The sequence below is a fragment of the Paenibacillus violae genome (genome assembly GCF_032461945.1).
Taxonomy (GTDB): Bacteria; Bacillota; Bacilli; order Paenibacillales; family NBRC-103111; genus Paenibacillus_E; species Paenibacillus_E violae.
The window spans coordinates 117,792-134,303 of the sequence record NZ_JAWCUD010000004.1; the positions used below are offsets into that span (position 1 = coordinate 117,792).

A 16,512-nucleotide genomic window follows, 5' to 3' on the forward strand; every position below is an offset into this window, starting at 1 on the left:
ACGCCGCACGCGCAGCAAAATCAACAAGTTATCAAAGGAGATCACATGAATCCAACCGTTAAACAAGCCCTGCAAACGACCATCGACAACTGGAACGCCATGTCAGCCTCGCGAAACGATGAGCAGGAAGCAGTCGCGGACCAATTCCAGTCCTCTTTTTACCTATTCATCGATGTTTTCCGTGAATGGGTCCAGGCATTGGAGCCGCGGCCGCATTCCATCGACGATCTGATGAATTTGGAGATGGTGCAGGACATCCTGGACATCCTCCCCGCACCGCTTCACCTCAACTTCGAGACAGAAGCCGAGTTGATCATGGATAATGTCCTCCGAGTTGACGAGGATAAATATGATTAAGCGCGGCATTCGTTTGAATATGGCGGCCAACGTTACTTACATTTAGCGGAACTACAAGACGCTATTCTCTGAAAAACAGGCGATTTGGCAGCGGAAACGGAACTACAGGGTTCTATTCCAGCGAAATCGCCCCATTTTATCCAAAAACCTTAAAATAGTGACCCACAGTTCCCTTACAATGGCTCAAATGGCCAATTACATCAAAATAGCGCCCTGGTGTTCCCTTATCTCTCCTATCTCCCTCATCTGCACCACGGCAAACAAAAAAAAGCTGTCTCCAAAGGTCCATCAGACCCACGAAGACAGCTTCATTCATGCCTATACCGTTTTATCCACAAAAGCAACTTGATTCTGCTCAGCAAATTTCTTCAATCTGCCCGCCATGGCCGCCACGTCAAAACGATTCAACGTTCTGTTGTACACCCAGCGCGGGGACTTGCCTTTCAGATGAATAACCACTTGTCCTGGCGCATACACGATCTCGTTAATGTTATCCGCGCCAAGTACCAGCTCTCTAGCAAATCCACGCTTCGATAAACTCGTCTTACTCACCTTGAGATAAGGTCTGCGAATGAAATAAACGAACAAACCAACAACCATATAGGCGCAAGTTGTATACCAATACATGGTGTCCCCACTCGTTTTAGTCAAAGTCAACAATAGAAAGACGGAAATCAGAACGAAAAACAAAGCTAACATAATGCTTCTGCCCTTAAATACTTCAGCCCGATCAGGATCTGTAGAAATTGGGGCAATCCCTCTTTTGGACCTATCCTTATTGATTTTCTTAGCATTTTTACTGACCATTCGTTCCCACTTGCGAGACATTCATTTCACTCCTTGATTTTCTGCATTCTGGACTCCCCGTTACAGCCACTGTCACTACCACTGTCATTGTCATTGTTATTTCAACAATCGATGTAATAGGCCTTCATACCATTTCCATGGCAAAAAACTTCTAGCCCAAAGCCCCATCTGCACGCCGCGACCAAGCGGATAGCGAAGTTTCGTTCCCGGCTTGTCCACCAGGCGCGCGATTGTATCTGCCACTTCCTGCGGATCGGGGGCTGTCATTGCCGCTTTCCGCGAATACGCCAGCACCTTGCTGAGCTGCTGCCAGTACGGCGATGCTTCCGTCGTATGAATAGCCTCGAAACCTTTTCGCCAAATCTCCGTGCGGTAAGCTCCCGGTTCAACCAGATGTACACGAATGCCAAACGGCAGCATTTCCAAACGAAGGGATTCGCTAAAACCCTCGATCGCGAACTTGGATGTGCTATAAGGTGCGTAACCGGGAAAGGCTGACAGCCCGCTCACACTGCTCACATTGACGATACAGCCTGATTGGTTAGCGCGCATAATCGGTAAAACGGCCTTGGTCGTGGCAATGACCCCAAACACATTCGTTTCCAGTTGGAATCGCCAGGCTTCCATCGGAACATCTTCCACATAGCCGCCAACAGCGAAGCCGGCATTGTTAATCAGCACATCGATTCGTCCATACTTCTTCATGATAGCAGAAACAGCTTCTTCAATCGATGTCTGAATCGTTACATCTAAGTGCAAAGTGTCGATAGCTGAGCTTACGCCTGCCTTTTCCGCTTGCAGCAGCAAAGAATCGCTCCTGCTCAGTTCCCGCATCGACGCGATCACATGATACCCTTTTTGAGCCAGCGTTATGGACGTTAATAAGCCGAATCCGCTGGACGCGCCTGTCACCAGTGCGATTCCACGTTTACTCCCCATCGCCGCCACCGCCTCTCATCTCGCCATCACTACCCTACATAATCCCACACAAACTTCACAATGTCGATATGTAAAAGTGATGAAGCGAGAGCAATCATTCTCATGCATGCCCATAACGCCAACTTTTAATCCCCTCTCACTGGGAATTTCATTCCATTCCAATAACGCCCACTAATTCTCTAATTCCCTCAAACTAAAAGAAGCCCCACATCAAGGGCTTCTCCTTCTTCGCTATCATTTATTCACATTGGAGTTGTACAAATTACCTCCGCCCGTACGGGTGTCATTCTGTGCCGTCGTCCCCGTAGCAGCGCTTGTCGCATAAACTACATAGCCTGTTGAGTTATCCAAATTTACGGTGTTATTGTTAAAAGCATTATTCGTACCTGTCGCATACTCCGTGCCATGGGTACGAACTTGGAACGCATCCAGCACGTTGGAGTTGCCGTTTCGGAACCCTTGATTATAGCGCACGATTGTATTTACACCTTTGATATCGATAAAGCTGTCCGCACTGTTCGCTCCACTTATACCGGTTCCGTTGAACGTACAGTACTCAATAATTGTACCGCTGGCTCCTTCTTTAACGTCAATATGTTCAGCGGTAATCCCGCCGTCAAAATTCGTGTGTGAGATCACATTTCCTGTCACAACATGCTCATAATTCGAGCTCGAATCCGAACCTACATAGGCCCCTTCACCGTAACCCGCTTGATATTTGCCGGTATCATAGATCAAAGAATACTCCAATGTGTTGTTCGAGCTGCCGTCACGGAAATGCACACCTTCGTCTCCCACATAATGAACTTCAACATTGTTAACCAGATTGCGGTTTCCATTGTCAATGATGATTCCTTTTTGGGCATTGGTGATCTCCATATCGCGAATTTGCCAGTAATCACCTGTCAGATGAATGCCATAGGAACCATCATTCACGTTCATGCCTTTGAGGATCGCAGGATTCGCAGCATCGCAGCTTTTCAAGATAATCGGATTGGCAGATGTCCCGCTTTTACCCGAGTAGAACAACCCTTGACCACCCGGATCGCCACTTGTCGATTGGTTGCCTACGTAAGTGCCTGGAGCAATAGAGATGACACTGCCTGCTGACGCATTCAGCATGGCATCCTGGATGGCAGCTGTTGTATTCAGCGCATTCGTGCAGCCCGTCGGCGGTGTCCCTACACTCGTTGTCGCATTGATCGTGCTGCTCTGCGCGGAGGCATTGCCTGCGGCATCTTTCGCTTTGACATAATAGCTGTATGTCGTCGAAGCCGTCAGACCGGTATCGCTAGTCAAAGTGCCGCTCACGTTCTTCAGGAATGTGCCGTTGCGGTACACATCATAGCCTGTAACCCCCACATTGTCGGTGGATGCGTTCCAGCTTAAATTAATTTGTGAGCTGGAGGCCGCTGATCCCGTCAAACCGGAAGGCGCAGAAGGCGCCTGCGTATCCCCGCCTCCGCCCGCACTGCCGCTAACGATAACAAGCTGAGGTTTATTCGCCGCATTTTCACTGCTGTTCAGGGTTGTATACTTGCCGACACTTTCCTGGAGTGCAAAAGAAACAACGCCATCCCCTGCAGCTTGCGCAGTTACATAGGACGTCACATCAATTTCGTTATACGTATTCGTCGTATTGATCGAAACACTGCCAGCCGAACTACCCACCGCAGGCTTATTGTTCCAGGTAAGCGCCGACTGCGTCCAACTGTCAGCCGTTTGATAAGCAGATAGAACCGTAGCTGCCGACGCACTCCCGTACACGCGCAATTTGGCGCTTGTCACATCGGTTAGACCGCTTAGATTAAATTTAAGATACGAGTAGCGAGATGCGCTTGCATCATTTTTGACATACAAGGAAGTGGCTGTCCCATAATTGGAATCCCCGTTACTTTGATGAACGTAAGCGTCATCAGACGGAGTGAGCGTCGACGTTGCGGCACTTGCGAACGATGGCAGCGCCATCAGCATCCAAGATGAGAGCAGCACCGCAGCCCAAGTCTTCCCTGCATGTTTGCGAACGATTGTAACCATTACACCATTCCTCCCAAAAGTTCAAATCATCTTCTCGTTGCCCGGTAAATCAGAGGTAATCAGAAGCAGACAGGTTCACACACTCCTCTTTTCCACACATTCTCACCAACTTGGCAACGCTTACATATGAAAGTATAAAAGATTGCCAGCTCAGCATGTGTCCATTTATTGTCTAGAAGTTGCACTGTATTGCGGTATTTCTAAAGCTGCAAACGGTATGTCTTCGGAGTGATGCCAAGCACCGTTTTAAATACCCGGCAAAAATAGGACCCATTCAGAAAGCCGACCTCCTGCGCGATGAAGCCGGCCGTTTTATTCGTCGTTTCGAGCAGCAAACAGGCTTCCTTTAGCCTGCGTGCCACGATAAATTCCGTGATGGAACTGCCCGTAGACTGCCGGAAAGTATGAGACAAGTAATAGGTGGATAAGTGCAAATCCTCGGACATCCGATTTAAATCGAATTTCTCTTTATAGTGAAGTTCAATCCATTCGATCATCTGTATGGCGGTATGCGAATAACGTGGTCTGAGCTTGTCTTCAAGACCGCTGTACAGCTTTTTCCTCACAGGTTCAATCCCCTGAAGAATAGCTAAAAGCGATAAAATGAACTCTTCCTCCTGTTTATGAAGGAGCGTACGCGCCAGCTTCTCGTGGAGTCGCTCAAATAAAACAGCCACATGCTGCTGCTCCCCTATAGCCTGACATTGTAACGGCTGCTTCCAGAGGATATTGAACCACTGACGTATTCCGCTGAAAGCGAGCAGCGCTGCATCCAGCTTATAGGGATCGAACATGAGAATGGAGCGGACGAACGGCCCCTTGATTTGAAGCCGATGCAATTGAAATGGCTGAAACACCAGCAGCGTGCCAGGTTCAACAGGCAAAACCTGCTTATTCACCTCGACACGGCCATGGCCCTCGTAGACATACAGAAATTCCATACAAGGATGAGCATGGTAAATTTCCCACGCGGGCTTTCGGCTGATCTTGTAATGGTTCAGGTGAAACGGTTCTTTTCTCACATCGACATTCGTGCTTAGCTTCAATCGCGATCCCTCCAACTAATGGAATGAAATGGCAGCCTTTTGCGTGAGCACACTATATCACATCCAGCCTTCCTGCAATTGTGTAAAACCTAGGTTTGCCAGTGTTTTTTATAGGCAAAAAAACCTGCACTTGCTCCCTCGCAATTAAGGAGGATCGCAGGTACAGGTTTCTTGTCTTCACACCGTCAAGTTAAGCTTTTGCTTTATCAAGCAGCTTATCATCGTTCTCGATATGGTCCGCTGTTTCTTTACTTTCGGAAACAAGCTCCCTTGCCGAGCTCTTAAACTCATGCAGCGTACGTCCAACAGCGCGCCCAAGCTCCGGGAGCTTGGATGGCCCGAATAACACCAGCACAACAACTAAGATTAACATAAGACCTGGAAACCCGATATTTTGCAGCATAGATCTTCAACTCCGTTTCATTAGTCTTGGTTATGATGTTTCGGATACACCGCTACCGCTTCGATTTCGATCAACCAGTCAGAGCTGACAAGGCCTGCCACGCCTACTGTGGAACGCGCCGGTTTAACAGGATTGGCTTCCGTACCGAAGAATTGGGCATAAGCATCAAACCAGCCTTGATAGTCGAACTTGTTCTCTTTGGCGGCATCAGCTGTCACATAGACTCGCAGATAAGCTACATCGGCAAGCGTCAAGCCTTTCTCCTTCAATTGCTTTTCAATTTCCTTCAAAATTCCGATACCTTGCGTTTTGGTATCCCCGTAACGTTCATAAACGGTTTTACCGTCCTTATTAATAACCGGCGGCACCGTACCGCTTGTAAACAAATAAGAAGAACCAGCAGGGACGGATACGCCCGCAGAAATCGAAGAGCTCGGATTGCCGTAGAACTCAACTTCATTAATAGGCTCCGCTGCGTATTTATTTGTCTTCTCAGCTCCTGCTGCATAAGCGCTAACACAAATGAGGCATGAACCTATGGTGGCAGCTGCTATGGTTTTCACTTTTTTAGTTAAGATCATCGTTCATCGCTCCTCTTTGTCTACTCTTTCATGACGCGCTCATGAATCTCGGTGACCACTTTTCTTGCAGATTCGATAGCCCCTGCTTGCCAAGCGGTAATATAGCTGATGTGCTCTCCCGCCAAATAAATACGCCCGTCCGGCTTACATAACGTCGGATAGTAGTTTTTACGGTCATCCGCCGTATAGGACGCCCATCCGCCCAGATTATACTTGATCTTCTTCCAGTCAATGGAGAACGAAGCTTCAAACTCTTTATAGTATTGCGGATGGATTTTAGCGCCTTGGCTTAATGCATAATCTTCGCGCTGGGCCGGCGTCATTTTGCCGAGTTTATCCGCATTTCCGCCGAACGCGTAGTACCCGAGCAGAAGCCCTTTTTTCGCAAAATAGTCGGTAGGCGGGTAATAAATGCTGGAAATATCCATATTCGTCAGTGTGCTTCCGCCATAGATGAACTCATCTTCCTCCCAGAAGCGGCGTTTGAATTGAAGACCGATTTTACCTGCAGATGCGTAAGCAATCTTGGAAATCGCCGTTCTCATTTCCGCGGAGAAATCAGCCTTAATATTATTGAGAACAGGAAGCGGAATGGTACAGATACAGAAGTCTCCTGAAATCTCTTTACCGGCACCCGTGTTCAAATCCTTGTACAGAATGGTTACGCCGTCGGATGATTGTTTAATTTCTTGCACTTCGGAATGGAAGACAATTTTGTCGCTGACACGCTTCTCGAAAGCTTTGGCAATCATGTCCATCCCGCCAACCGGGTGGAACATCATCATTTGTTGATCATAGGAGTATTCGCTGCTAAAAAATTGCCCAAAACCGGAATTGATGATGGCCTTTAAGCTAAAAGGATCTTTCCGGACGCCGGAGTCGAATTTACCGCCTGGTTCCTCGGTGTACCCGGCCCGCTCCGAGCCTTTGTAGAACAGATCCGCATTCAGATCCCCTTCGGATTTCAAGTAGGCGACAAGCTTCGCTTTCTCTTCCGTTGTTAGCGGGAGATCCAGCGCCTTCTGATTCACTGCTTTCGCCAACATTTCAGCGACATAACCTCTAACGTCCGCTTTCGCCTGGCGCTTCGGAATTTTCACACCCGATAGCTCGCCAACATTTTCATTGTAATAGTAGCCACTTTCGTTCACATTGTTAAAAGGCTCGATCGCTACACCGAATTTACGGGCATAATCCAAAGTCACATGAAACTGTGGAATCCGCATCGGTCCTGCGTTAAAATACATCCCATTATCAAAGCGGGCAACTTGCTTGGTACCACCAATTTCTGTGACCGCTGTTCCTCTGCGAACCGACCACGCTCTACCGCCTGCACGAGCTCTAGCTTCTAGTATAGTGCATTGATACCCCGCATTCCCTAGTTCATAGGCGGCTGTTAAACCTGCAATTCCTCCGCCCAAAATGATGACTTTCTTACCATTGCGATTGGTAGATGTGAGATCCCAGCCTGAAGGAGGCGTATAGTCGGCTGCTTTCATTGTCTCTGGGGATAACAAACCTAATGTACCCATTACACTGAAAAGTGCGGCTGACCCTCCTACTTTTCCGACTGTCGTCAAAAATTGTCTACGTGTAATTTGATCTTCTTTGATCGGTGTCTTCTCCATGCTCCCATCTCCTCGTTCGTGTTTGGATAAATCGCACCTTAAACATACCAACGGAAAATGGTTTCGTCATTAGTTTATGTAAGATAACATTACATAAATTAAACTTATACTAGGATAAAAATGGATTATTTGATCTGTTTTTGCCGAAATGATAGAGTTTACTTATGTTTACGTCACTTACATGTTAGTTTAACTTACATAATTGGAGGTTGGATAACGATGATAACGAAGATGACGCAAAAGAAAGTGATACAAATCGGCGTGGTCAGTGAATTAACCGGATTATCGGAGAGACAAATTCGCTACTACGAGGATCGGAAGCTTATTTTTCCGGAGAGGAGCAAAGGTGGCGTTCGCAAATATTCGTTCGAGGATATTCAGATGATTATGGACATTCATACCAAAATGTCGGACGGCTTCCATACCCTTGAGCTCAAGCGCATGCTGGCAGGTTCGTAAGGCAAACTGAGAGTTGGAGGCGCCTTCTATGCAACTAAAAGAAATGATGTCATTAGTTGACCATTTATCCGAACTTCGAACCCGCATTATTCGAATTTTGGTCGTGTTAGTTCTTACTATGATCGGCGGCTTTTTCGCAGCACAGAAAATTCTCCTTTACTTCAAAGAAACACCACCGGCTTCTACTATGAGTTGGCATGTGTTCTCTCCCATGGACGGTATTCGCATTTATATGATGATCGCTTTCGTCATTTCACTTACGATTACGCTGCCCTTCATCCTTTTTCAACTATGGGGCTTCGTGAAAGAAGGTCTTACCAAGGAAGAACAAAGCGCAACGCTGCGTTATATCCCTTATACGTTTCTCTGCTTTATCATCGGCCTTTCCTTTGCCTACTTCGTCGTTTTCCCGATGTGTATGACATTCACCGTACGCATCACGGAAAACCTTGGCTTAACCCAAACCTATGGCGTCGCTCAATATTTCGGCTTTATGTTGAACATCGTGCTCCCTTTATCCATTGCGTTCGAATTGCCGATCGTCGTGATGTTCCTGACGCGAATCAAGCTGCTCAATCCGAAGCTGCTGCACAAATTTCGCCGGTACGCTTACCTGGTTCTCGTCATCACGGCCAGCCTCATTTCACCGCCTGATCTTATTTCACACCTGATGGTTGCCGTGCCCTTATTTGCTTTATATGAAATCAGCGTCGTGCTTTCCCGCTTCGTGTTTAACGCGCAAATGCGCGAAAACAGTAAAGTAAGCGCAGAACTCCCTTCTTATTAAAATAGGCCTTCATTATCATTGCCTTCCCTTGTTGTATGGGATATATTTACACCAAGATATCCTACAGGGGCAGGGTGAATTATGCGTATCGAACAACTGCTGTATATGATTGAAATCAATCAAACAGGATCTATTTCGCTTGCAGCTGAGAAACTGCATGTTTCCCAACCGAATATTTCACAAGCCATCGTCTCTTTAGAGGAGGAACTTGGCGTGAAACTTTTTAATCGATCCCGTTTTGGTGCCGCACCTACCGTAGAAGGCAAGCTAATCATTAGTAAAGCAGAAGAAATCATAAACAAAGTAGAGGAGCTTCGGGAGTCCGTCAGTCATCATGACAAAGAACTCTCTGGACTCCTCTCCATTGCGTCCATACCCAGCTTGTGCTTAAGCGTTCTCCCAGGAGCGTTAGCGGTTTTTAAAGAAAAACACCCTGAGGTTGAGTTAGAGATGCTTGAGCTTGATTACCAGCAGATCAAACAAGAGGTTCTTTCCGGCAACGTGGACATAGGGTTAATTGCTTTGTCAAAACAGCACGAAGAGAACAATAAACAATTAACGGTAGAAAAGCTGATGGATAACCGAGTCATGGCGTGTGTAGGCAAAAATTCACCATTCGCTCATCGGACAAGCATTTCCATTGAGGAACTAGCGAATCAACCGATTCTGCTCAATTCCGAATACTTAATTGAAAAGCTCAAAAAATACGGGGAGCCGAACATTTTATTCAAACTCGGAAACTCGGAAGCTGCGAAACGCGTGATTGCCGAGGGTATTGCGATTGGCTTTTATACCGAACTCGGCTTGAAATATGACCCCTATATTCTTACAGGCAACACGATTGCCCTGGAAATCACCGGAGAAGACATGGATGTCACTTTCTGCTCCATCAGATTAAGAAATCGGCATCAATCCATCGCATCCAGAGAATTTGCCAAAGAATTAAAAGCGATTATTGCGTTAAATTAATTTCTAAGCGATCAGTTCTTCGTCTGCCAACCATTTTCACATAGAGGATCGAAGCGATGAATAGCAGGACATTCCCTATAATTAATGGCGTTGACAACCGGCTTAGCAGTAAATAACCCTGGTACACTAGTAAAATAACAGCTACGGAGACAATGATATATAGTAGTGTCGGTTTCATGGTGAAGGGAGCTTTCCGGTAAAGATCCGGATGTTTGCGTGGCAGTTGAAGTGCCGAGAGGACTGGGAAAATGCTTGAAAAAAGCAGGATGCCGACGCCAAGCTGAGAAATCGTCGTTAAAGATACGCCTGTCACGATCGGTATGACGCCGAGTACATAGTAAAACGACAGCAGCCAGTGCGGCGTGCCGAATCGGCGATTAACGGCGCCAAAGGCGGCAGGAAGCCAACCGTCCCGGCAGGCGACCAGCATTCCTCTCGTCACCCAAGAGAAGGTTACATTCAAGGTTGAAGCTAGCGCGAACATAGCTCCCCCAACGATAAAAAACAAAAACAACGGATTGGGCAATATCGTTCTGGCCACATCAGCAAGCGACTCTCCCGCAACCTCGCTAACCGGCAAAACACCGGTCGCCACAATGCCAATACCAATGTACAACAGCGCAACGATGCCACTGCTAATTAATATCGCAAGCGGAATGTCCCGATGAGGACGCTTCATCTCCCCTCCCATTTCAACAACCGCATACGCGCCGCCGGAAGCGAAGGAGGTCATCCCTACAGCCGTTAGCAGCCCCGTCCAGCCACCTGGCATCATCTCCTTTGGATGAAACACCGAGTAATCGACTTCCGTCACTCCCCACACAATGAAAACGAGCAGCGAAAGCAGCTTGATTACGACCAACAATTTACCCAAAGATGACATGAATTTCACGCCGAACAAATTAATCAGATAGAAAAATGTGAGAATACTGAAGGCAACCAGCATAATTGGCGCATCTGGCATAAGTCCTTGTAAATACTGAGCAAAAGAGATGGCATACACCGCTATCGTCAAATGGCCGAAAGTAAATAAAAGCAGATAAACAAACCCTGCATTCGGAGACAGCAGCCGGCTTGTGTACGTGTACATTCCTCCCGTTGCAGGCATGACAGATCCAAGTACCGCAAGAGGAATCGTAATAATGAGCATAAAAATCGAGGAAAGCAGGAAAGCAAGCGGCACCCCCGTCCCTGTTAAGCCAATAGCGATCCCTGTAATGGACATAATGCCCGCTCCAATGATTTGACCAATGGCAATGCCAATCGCGTCTTTTAACCCTAATACCTTTTTCAAATCCGCCACTTCATTCGTCACAATGACAACCCCCTCACAACTTTATTCACAAAGTTAACAACCAAATTCTTCATGCAGCCGACATTCCCTGCTTATTTTCTGAATATTTATATTTTTTGTAATCCGGCATAAATCTTCCCTGCACCTGCATAGTTTATATAGTTGCTAATTACTGAAAGCAGCATGAAACTTTTACAGAAAATCATTTTTACTTGGGAAGGGAAGTTGATTTCGTATTCTTACACTTGAGAAAATCGAACACATTGAGGTTGGCTGTACAAATCCGCAGGACGCCGTTATTATCCGCCTGCTGGTCGAGGGCATTGAGGCTCACGAAATCGTTTATTTGAAAAAGAGCTCCTTAGACGCCAAGAAGCAATTGCTTACTGTCACTGACGCATTCGGGGCCAAAAGAGCGGTACACGTCTCAAAACGGTGTGTCGACTTGTTTCAAAAGGCCGTCCTCCAAACGCAATATGTCGCCTATCTCGGCCATCCAACCAAACAAAAGATCACCGATCTGCGCAACAGCGACGACCTGATCAAAGTCAGCATGGACGATTTCATCGCAAACCGTTGTCTGATTACGCAGATGGATTGCGTACTTTTAAGAACAATTTATATGCGCCTTCGGCAGTTAGCGGAAAGGTTTGCCACGCCGGAGCTTACATATTTAACTACGACCAGGCTTGAGATTAAACAAGCCGCACATGCTTAACATGGAAAAAGAGGCCCTAGGGCCTCTTTTTTTGATAGCTAATTCCTGCCAACCTCCCCTTATACCACTAGTAAAATGTTCTTTTTTTATTGTTTATGTACGAAAATGTTTGAAAAGTTGAGGGTGATATGCTATCGTCATTGTTGTAAACGATTACATATAGGTGAAAGGTGGTATGAGGTAATGACTTATTTCTCAATGAGGACAGCCAACCTATCCAACGTTTTCAGGAGGAGATCCTCCCGACTGCTGCTCGTCTCGACGCTAGCAGCTGCATTTGCACTGCCGGCGCAAGCTGGAGCAGCTACCGTTAACTGCAGTACAGCCTCGTGTCTGACAACCGCACTGGCGAATGCCGCCCCCGGCGACAGGATCATACTTGCCGCAGGCAACTACACAGGCAACTTTGTGTCCGGTGTAAACGGAACGGCGGCGAATCCGATCACCATTGAAAGCGCCAGCGCCACCAACAAAGCTATTTTGAATGGCGGAGGAACTTCCAGTGGTTACACTCTTTACTTGACCGGTGATTACACCCAAGTGAAAAACGTGAAGATTACCAATGCCAAGAAAGGCATTATGATCGACAATGCCAACTATGGCCTAATTGATGGCGTCGAAGTGTATAATATTGGCGAAGAAGGCGTTCATTACCGTGATGGAAGCTCCAACAACGTCATTCAAAACTCTAGTGTGCATGATACCGGACAAGTCACCGCCGATTATGGCGAAGGTCTATACGTTGGTTCTGATGTCGGTAAATGGGAAACATACGTCAAGGAAGCGGATAACAATCGCATTACGAATGTAACGATTGGGCCGAACGTGACAGCGGAATCCGTTGATATCAAAGAAGGCACGACTGGCACCATCGTAGAGAACAGCACTTTTAACGGCACAGGCATCAGTGGTGCTAATGCAGCCGATAGCTTCATGGATGTCAAAGGCAATAATTCCATCATTCGCAATAACATCGTGAACCGCAATGGCAACACCATTATCGTTGACGCCTTCCAGGTGCATGAACGTTCACCAGGTTGGGGTTATAACAATGACTTTTACAACAATACGGCCAATTTAGATAATGCTACTCCCAACGTCGTGCTGGTGAACGGCGGTTCTGCGAAAGCCTGCAATAATACCCGCACGCCTGCGGGGAACATGTATACCACTGGTGTTACAACTTATACATCCTGCACGGGCGGGACACCGACGCCCTCCCTTCTGACTGTTTCAACCGTTAGCGATAGCGGCAACGATGGGAATGTCGCCACGAATACGCTGGACAACAACTTAAGCACACGCTGGTCCTCTCAGGGTGACGGTCAATGGATTAAATACGATTTGGGCGCCAGCAAAACCATCGCCTATGCTTCGATCGCCTTCCATCAAGGCGACATTCGCACGACAACCTTTGATGTCCAGATTTCATCGGACAACACGAATTGGACCTCGCTGCTAACGAATAAAATTAGCACCACGACCTTGTCGCAAGTGACCTACGATTTCCCGGATACGGCGGGTCGCTACGTCCGCATCGTCGGTCACGGCAATTCATCCGGCAATGGGTGGAACTCCATAACGGAAGTTGATTTTTACGGTAATTAAATAACGAAGAGAGACCGGCTCGGATGTCTTTAACGCCGATTCCTACAGCTATTCAGCGCGAGAAAGCCAATTATGCTCAAACAACGGGAGTTACTCCCGTTGTTTGAGCTGAAAGTAGCAGCTTTGGCCCAGCTATCGGCGATTTAGATGGAGTATCTACCGCTGTACCTTTTCCAGCCACAAAACAGCACAGATTAGCGGTAGCAATTCCATCTATTTTATCTGGAGCACTACATAATTAACGGCACTCAATCCAATGAAATCGCAGGATCCGCATACTCCCACACCTGCAAAGCAGCCCCAATCATCCCGCTCCAGTTCCCACGATAAGCCTTCTCGATCCTGACGCCATCATGCATCGACGGCATGGTTCTAGCAGCCATCTCTTTCCTTATGGCATCCAAGAAATCATCACCTGCTTCAGCAACGCCGCCGCCTATAATGATCAACTCCGGATTAAAGATATGAACAAGTGACGCCAACGCCGAGCCCAAGGCTGCAATCGTTTCCGCCATGACTTCCGCAGCCACACGGTCGCCAGACTGCCAGCGCGAGAAAACCTCTCGCGAATCCATAGCAACCGGAGCCTCACCCAGTGAAGCCAGCTTCTCCGTCATTCTGCTAGCAATATTCGTACCTGACGCATATTGCTCCAAGCAGCCTCTGCCCCCGCATAAGCAGGGCGCTCCGTTCCAATCCACCGAGAGATGGCCTAATTCCCCGCCTGCGCCCCAGCAGCCATGCACAAGATGTCCATCAACGACAACGGCGCCGCCGACTCCTGTCCCAAGTGCCACGCACAGGAAATGACGAACGCCTTTCCCTGCGCCAAGGTGTTTCTCTGTCAAAGCCAGGACATTGACGTCATTATCCACCGTGACGGGCAGCTGAAACTGCGCTTGCAGCAGCACCTTCAGCGGTGTCCCGGCGTAGCCCGGGAGCAGCTCAGAAGCGGACCGAACTTGCCCGGTCGACCAGTCGATTTGTCCTGCGCTGCCAACACCGATTCCTTTATATCGGCAGCCGGGTTTGATGGCCTCAACCTCGGAGAGCAAGCTCTGAATCGTCTGCGTAACACGGTCCTTAGTGTTTACTTCCCCTGCCAACGTCGGCAAACTAACTGTGAACAAGACCTCGCCACTCGAGCTGACCACTCCGGCATTCATTTTCGTGCCGCCGATGTCAACGCCGATTGCATAATCCGAATGGGGATCAAATAGGATTGTTTCCATCACTCCCCCCCCCTGCCCTACCTTCGGCTCATCGCCTTAATATATCGAGCCGTAATTAATTGCGGCCGGGTAATTGCGCTGCCGACAACGACATTAGCCGCACCGCATTCCAGCGCTTTCGCCGCCTCTTCCGGCGTCCAAATCCGCCCCTCTGCGACAACCGGGATCTTGACCGCCTCGCTTAGCTGCTGCAGCAGCTCAAAATCCGGTTCATCCGACTGCCGGCTGTAAGAGGTATACCCCGAAAGCGTGGTGCCGATCAAGTCCACACCAAGGCGCTCTGCAGCAATCCCCTCTTCCAGCGTGGAGATATCCGCCATGACCGCTGCACCCATCTTGTGGGCTAGAGCAATCAATGGTTCCACGGCTTCCAGACGGCCCTCGCGATCCGTCACATCGAGTGCCACGACGTCTGCGCCGGCCAAAACGATTGCTTGCACTTCATTTATCGTAGGCGTAATGAAAATGTCCGAGCCTGCGATATCGCGTTTGATTAAGCCGATTACCGGCACAGACACTTCCTGCTTAATAGCCAAAATGTCGAACACGCCATTCGTCCGGATTCCGACTGCACCTGCTTCCACAGCGGCTCTGGCCATTTTGGCCATCGTATCTCCGCCCCGGAGCGGTTCATGAGGCAGCGCCTGGCAAGATACGATCAAGCCTTTTGCGGGGAACAGTTCACCTGATCTCTGTGTCACAGCCCTTCTCCTTTCGCTTGCGCAGCGAACCCTAAAATTCGCTCGTTCAACGCATGAATACGGAACAGATCCGTTTCAGCAACCGGCAGCAGCGGCAATCTCGGTTCACCTGTGTCGTAGCCACGCAGCTTCAAGATGGCTTTGCAGGCGCCATACAAAGAAGGAAATGACAATAGGTCCACAATCAGTGCGTTTACAATAAACTGCCATTTCAGTGCCTCTGCCATCCGTCCCTGCACATAACAATTTTCAATGTGGAGGAAAAGCTCCGGCATAACGCCGTATGTACCGCCAATCCCACCATCTGCGCCAATGCTTCTGCCGGCCAAATATTGTTCATCCGGTCCATTGAGAACGAGAAAATCTTCGCCCCCGGCCGCTTTAAACTGCTGCAGCTCGAATGTGCTCTCTGCGGAAATTTTGACGCCGATGACTTTTTCTTGGGCTGCCATTTTGGACAACAGGCCCACGGATAACTGAAAGCCCGTCGTTTGCGGGATATGATAGATGATGAAAGGCAAATCCGTGCTGTCGATGATCGCCTGCCAATGCGCCTCTACACTTGGCGCCGACAAACGATAATAGATCGCCGGAACAGCGGAAACCGCATGCGCTCCAATTTTCTCCGCATGAACGGCAAGCTCCACGCTGTCGCGCGTAGCAGGTGCTCCGACGTGCGCAATGACCGTCAGCTCGTCGCCGACCTCGCCGATAACGGCTTCCAGCATCAGCTTGCGTTCAATCACAGATTGAAGCATACCTTCGCCGGAACTGCCGCCTATATACAAGCCTTTGACGCCTGAATCGGCATAATATCTGGCTAAACGACGTGTTGCTGCCAAATCAATTTCACCCGAAACGTTGTAACAAGAATACATCGCAATTATAATCCCTCTAAATCGATCTAAATTGTAGGATTTCATGTTGCATTTACCTCCGGTTTTGT

Annotated in this window: 17 protein-coding genes; 6 read left to right on the forward strand and 11 right to left on the reverse strand. The window is 48.3% G+C overall.

From position 1 onward, the window contains the following. Window positions 1-45 precede the first annotated feature (45 nt). Complete coding sequence (locus tag RQP52_RS14510) at window positions 46-357, forward strand: hypothetical protein (RefSeq protein ID WP_315952389.1); 312 nt, start codon at window positions 46-48, stop codon at window positions 355-357. A gap of 318 nt (window positions 358-675) precedes the next feature. On the opposite strand, the gene RQP52_RS14515 is transcribed toward RQP52_RS14510, so the two are convergent. From RQP52_RS14515 to RQP52_RS14545, 7 genes are all read right to left on the reverse strand, one after another. Further along, complete coding sequence (locus tag RQP52_RS14515; protein ID WP_127450038.1) at window positions 676-1,185, reverse strand: hypothetical protein; 510 nt, start codon at window positions 1,183-1,185, stop codon at window positions 676-678. A gap of 75 nt (window positions 1,186-1,260) precedes the next feature. Further along, a complete protein-coding gene (locus RQP52_RS14520) occupies window positions 1,261-2,103 on the reverse strand; it encodes an SDR family oxidoreductase (protein ID WP_315952392.1) in 843 nt (280 codons plus the stop codon). A gap of 234 nt (window positions 2,104-2,337) precedes the next feature. Next, window positions 2,338-4,140, reverse strand: a complete 1,803-nt coding sequence (locus tag RQP52_RS14525; RefSeq protein ID WP_315952393.1) for a CBM96 family carbohydrate-binding protein — start codon at window positions 4,138-4,140, stop codon at window positions 2,338-2,340. A gap of 200 nt (window positions 4,141-4,340) precedes the next feature. Next, the gene (locus RQP52_RS14530) at window positions 4,341-5,186 is read right to left on the reverse strand and encodes an AraC family transcriptional regulator (RefSeq protein WP_315952395.1); all 846 of its coding nucleotides are present in this window, start codon (window positions 5,184-5,186) and stop codon (window positions 4,341-4,343) included. A gap of 190 nt (window positions 5,187-5,376) precedes the next feature. Continuing rightward, window positions 5,377-5,589, reverse strand: a complete 213-nt coding sequence (tatA, locus tag RQP52_RS14535; RefSeq protein WP_315952397.1) for a twin-arginine translocase TatA/TatE family subunit — start codon at window positions 5,587-5,589, stop codon at window positions 5,377-5,379. Between the two features lie 20 nt (window positions 5,590-5,609). Next, a complete protein-coding gene (locus RQP52_RS14540) occupies window positions 5,610-6,170 on the reverse strand; it encodes a RidA family protein (RefSeq protein ID WP_127450048.1) in 561 nt (186 codons plus the stop codon). A 20-nt stretch (window positions 6,171-6,190) separates the two neighbouring features. Beyond that, window positions 6,191-7,798 (reverse strand): flavin monoamine oxidase family protein, encoded by a 1,608-nt coding sequence (locus RQP52_RS14545; protein WP_315952398.1) that lies wholly within the window; start codon window positions 7,796-7,798, stop codon window positions 6,191-6,193. Between the two features lie 231 nt (window positions 7,799-8,029). On the opposite strand from RQP52_RS14545, the gene RQP52_RS14550 reads away from it, so the two are divergent. The 3 genes from RQP52_RS14550 to RQP52_RS14560 all read left to right on the forward strand — a co-directional run bounded on the left by RQP52_RS14550 (window position 8,030) and on the right by RQP52_RS14560 (window position 10,013). Then, window positions 8,030-8,257, forward strand: a complete 228-nt coding sequence (locus tag RQP52_RS14550) for a MerR family transcriptional regulator (protein WP_127450523.1) — start codon at window positions 8,030-8,032, stop codon at window positions 8,255-8,257. 28 nt (window positions 8,258-8,285) lie between these two features. Then, entirely contained in the window at window positions 8,286-9,044 is a 759-nt protein-coding gene (tatC, locus tag RQP52_RS14555; protein WP_315952400.1) for a twin-arginine translocase subunit TatC, read from the forward strand. 81 nt (window positions 9,045-9,125) lie between these two features. Next, window positions 9,126-10,013, forward strand: a complete 888-nt coding sequence (locus tag RQP52_RS14560; protein WP_315952401.1) for a LysR family transcriptional regulator — start codon at window positions 9,126-9,128, stop codon at window positions 10,011-10,013. On the opposite strand, the gene RQP52_RS14565 is transcribed toward RQP52_RS14560, so the two are convergent. Further along, complete coding sequence (locus RQP52_RS14565) at window positions 9,997-11,328, reverse strand: APC family permease (RefSeq protein WP_315952402.1); 1,332 nt, start codon at window positions 11,326-11,328, stop codon at window positions 9,997-9,999. The genes RQP52_RS14560 and RQP52_RS14565 overlap by 17 nt on opposite strands. 325 nt (window positions 11,329-11,653) lie before the next feature. Here RQP52_RS14565 and RQP52_RS14570 point away from each other — a divergent pair, with 325 nt between their 5' ends. Both RQP52_RS14570 and RQP52_RS14575 read left to right on the forward strand, forming a co-directional pair. Next, window positions 11,654-12,025, forward strand: coding sequence for a hypothetical protein (locus RQP52_RS14570; RefSeq protein WP_315952403.1), 372 nt, complete (start codon window positions 11,654-11,656; stop codon window positions 12,023-12,025). 183 nt (window positions 12,026-12,208) lie between these two features. Next, window positions 12,209-13,633 carry a discoidin domain-containing protein gene (locus tag RQP52_RS14575; protein WP_315952405.1) on the forward strand — a complete coding sequence of 475 codons (1,425 nt, stop codon included), beginning with the start codon at window positions 12,209-12,211 and terminating at the stop codon, window positions 13,631-13,633. Window positions 13,634-13,881: 248 nt separating this feature from the next. Here RQP52_RS14575 and RQP52_RS14580 read toward each other — a convergent pair whose 3' ends face one another. Genes RQP52_RS14580 through RQP52_RS14590 form a run of 3 tightly spaced genes read right to left on the reverse strand, consistent with a single transcriptional unit; the run spans window position 13,882 to window position 16,489 of the window. Next, window positions 13,882-14,865 (reverse strand): ROK family protein, encoded by a 984-nt coding sequence (locus RQP52_RS14580; protein ID WP_315952407.1) that lies wholly within the window; start codon window positions 14,863-14,865, stop codon window positions 13,882-13,884. Between the two features lie 17 nt (window positions 14,866-14,882). Then, on the reverse strand, window positions 14,883-15,566 hold the full coding sequence (locus tag RQP52_RS14585) for an N-acetylmannosamine-6-phosphate 2-epimerase (RefSeq protein ID WP_315952409.1): 684 nt from the start codon (window positions 15,564-15,566) through the stop codon (window positions 14,883-14,885). Continuing rightward, a complete protein-coding gene (locus RQP52_RS14590) occupies window positions 15,563-16,489 on the reverse strand; it encodes a dihydrodipicolinate synthase family protein (RefSeq protein WP_315952410.1) in 927 nt (308 codons plus the stop codon). The genes RQP52_RS14585 and RQP52_RS14590 overlap by 4 nt, the downstream gene beginning before the upstream one ends. Between the last annotated feature and the right edge of the window lie 23 nt (window positions 16,490-16,512).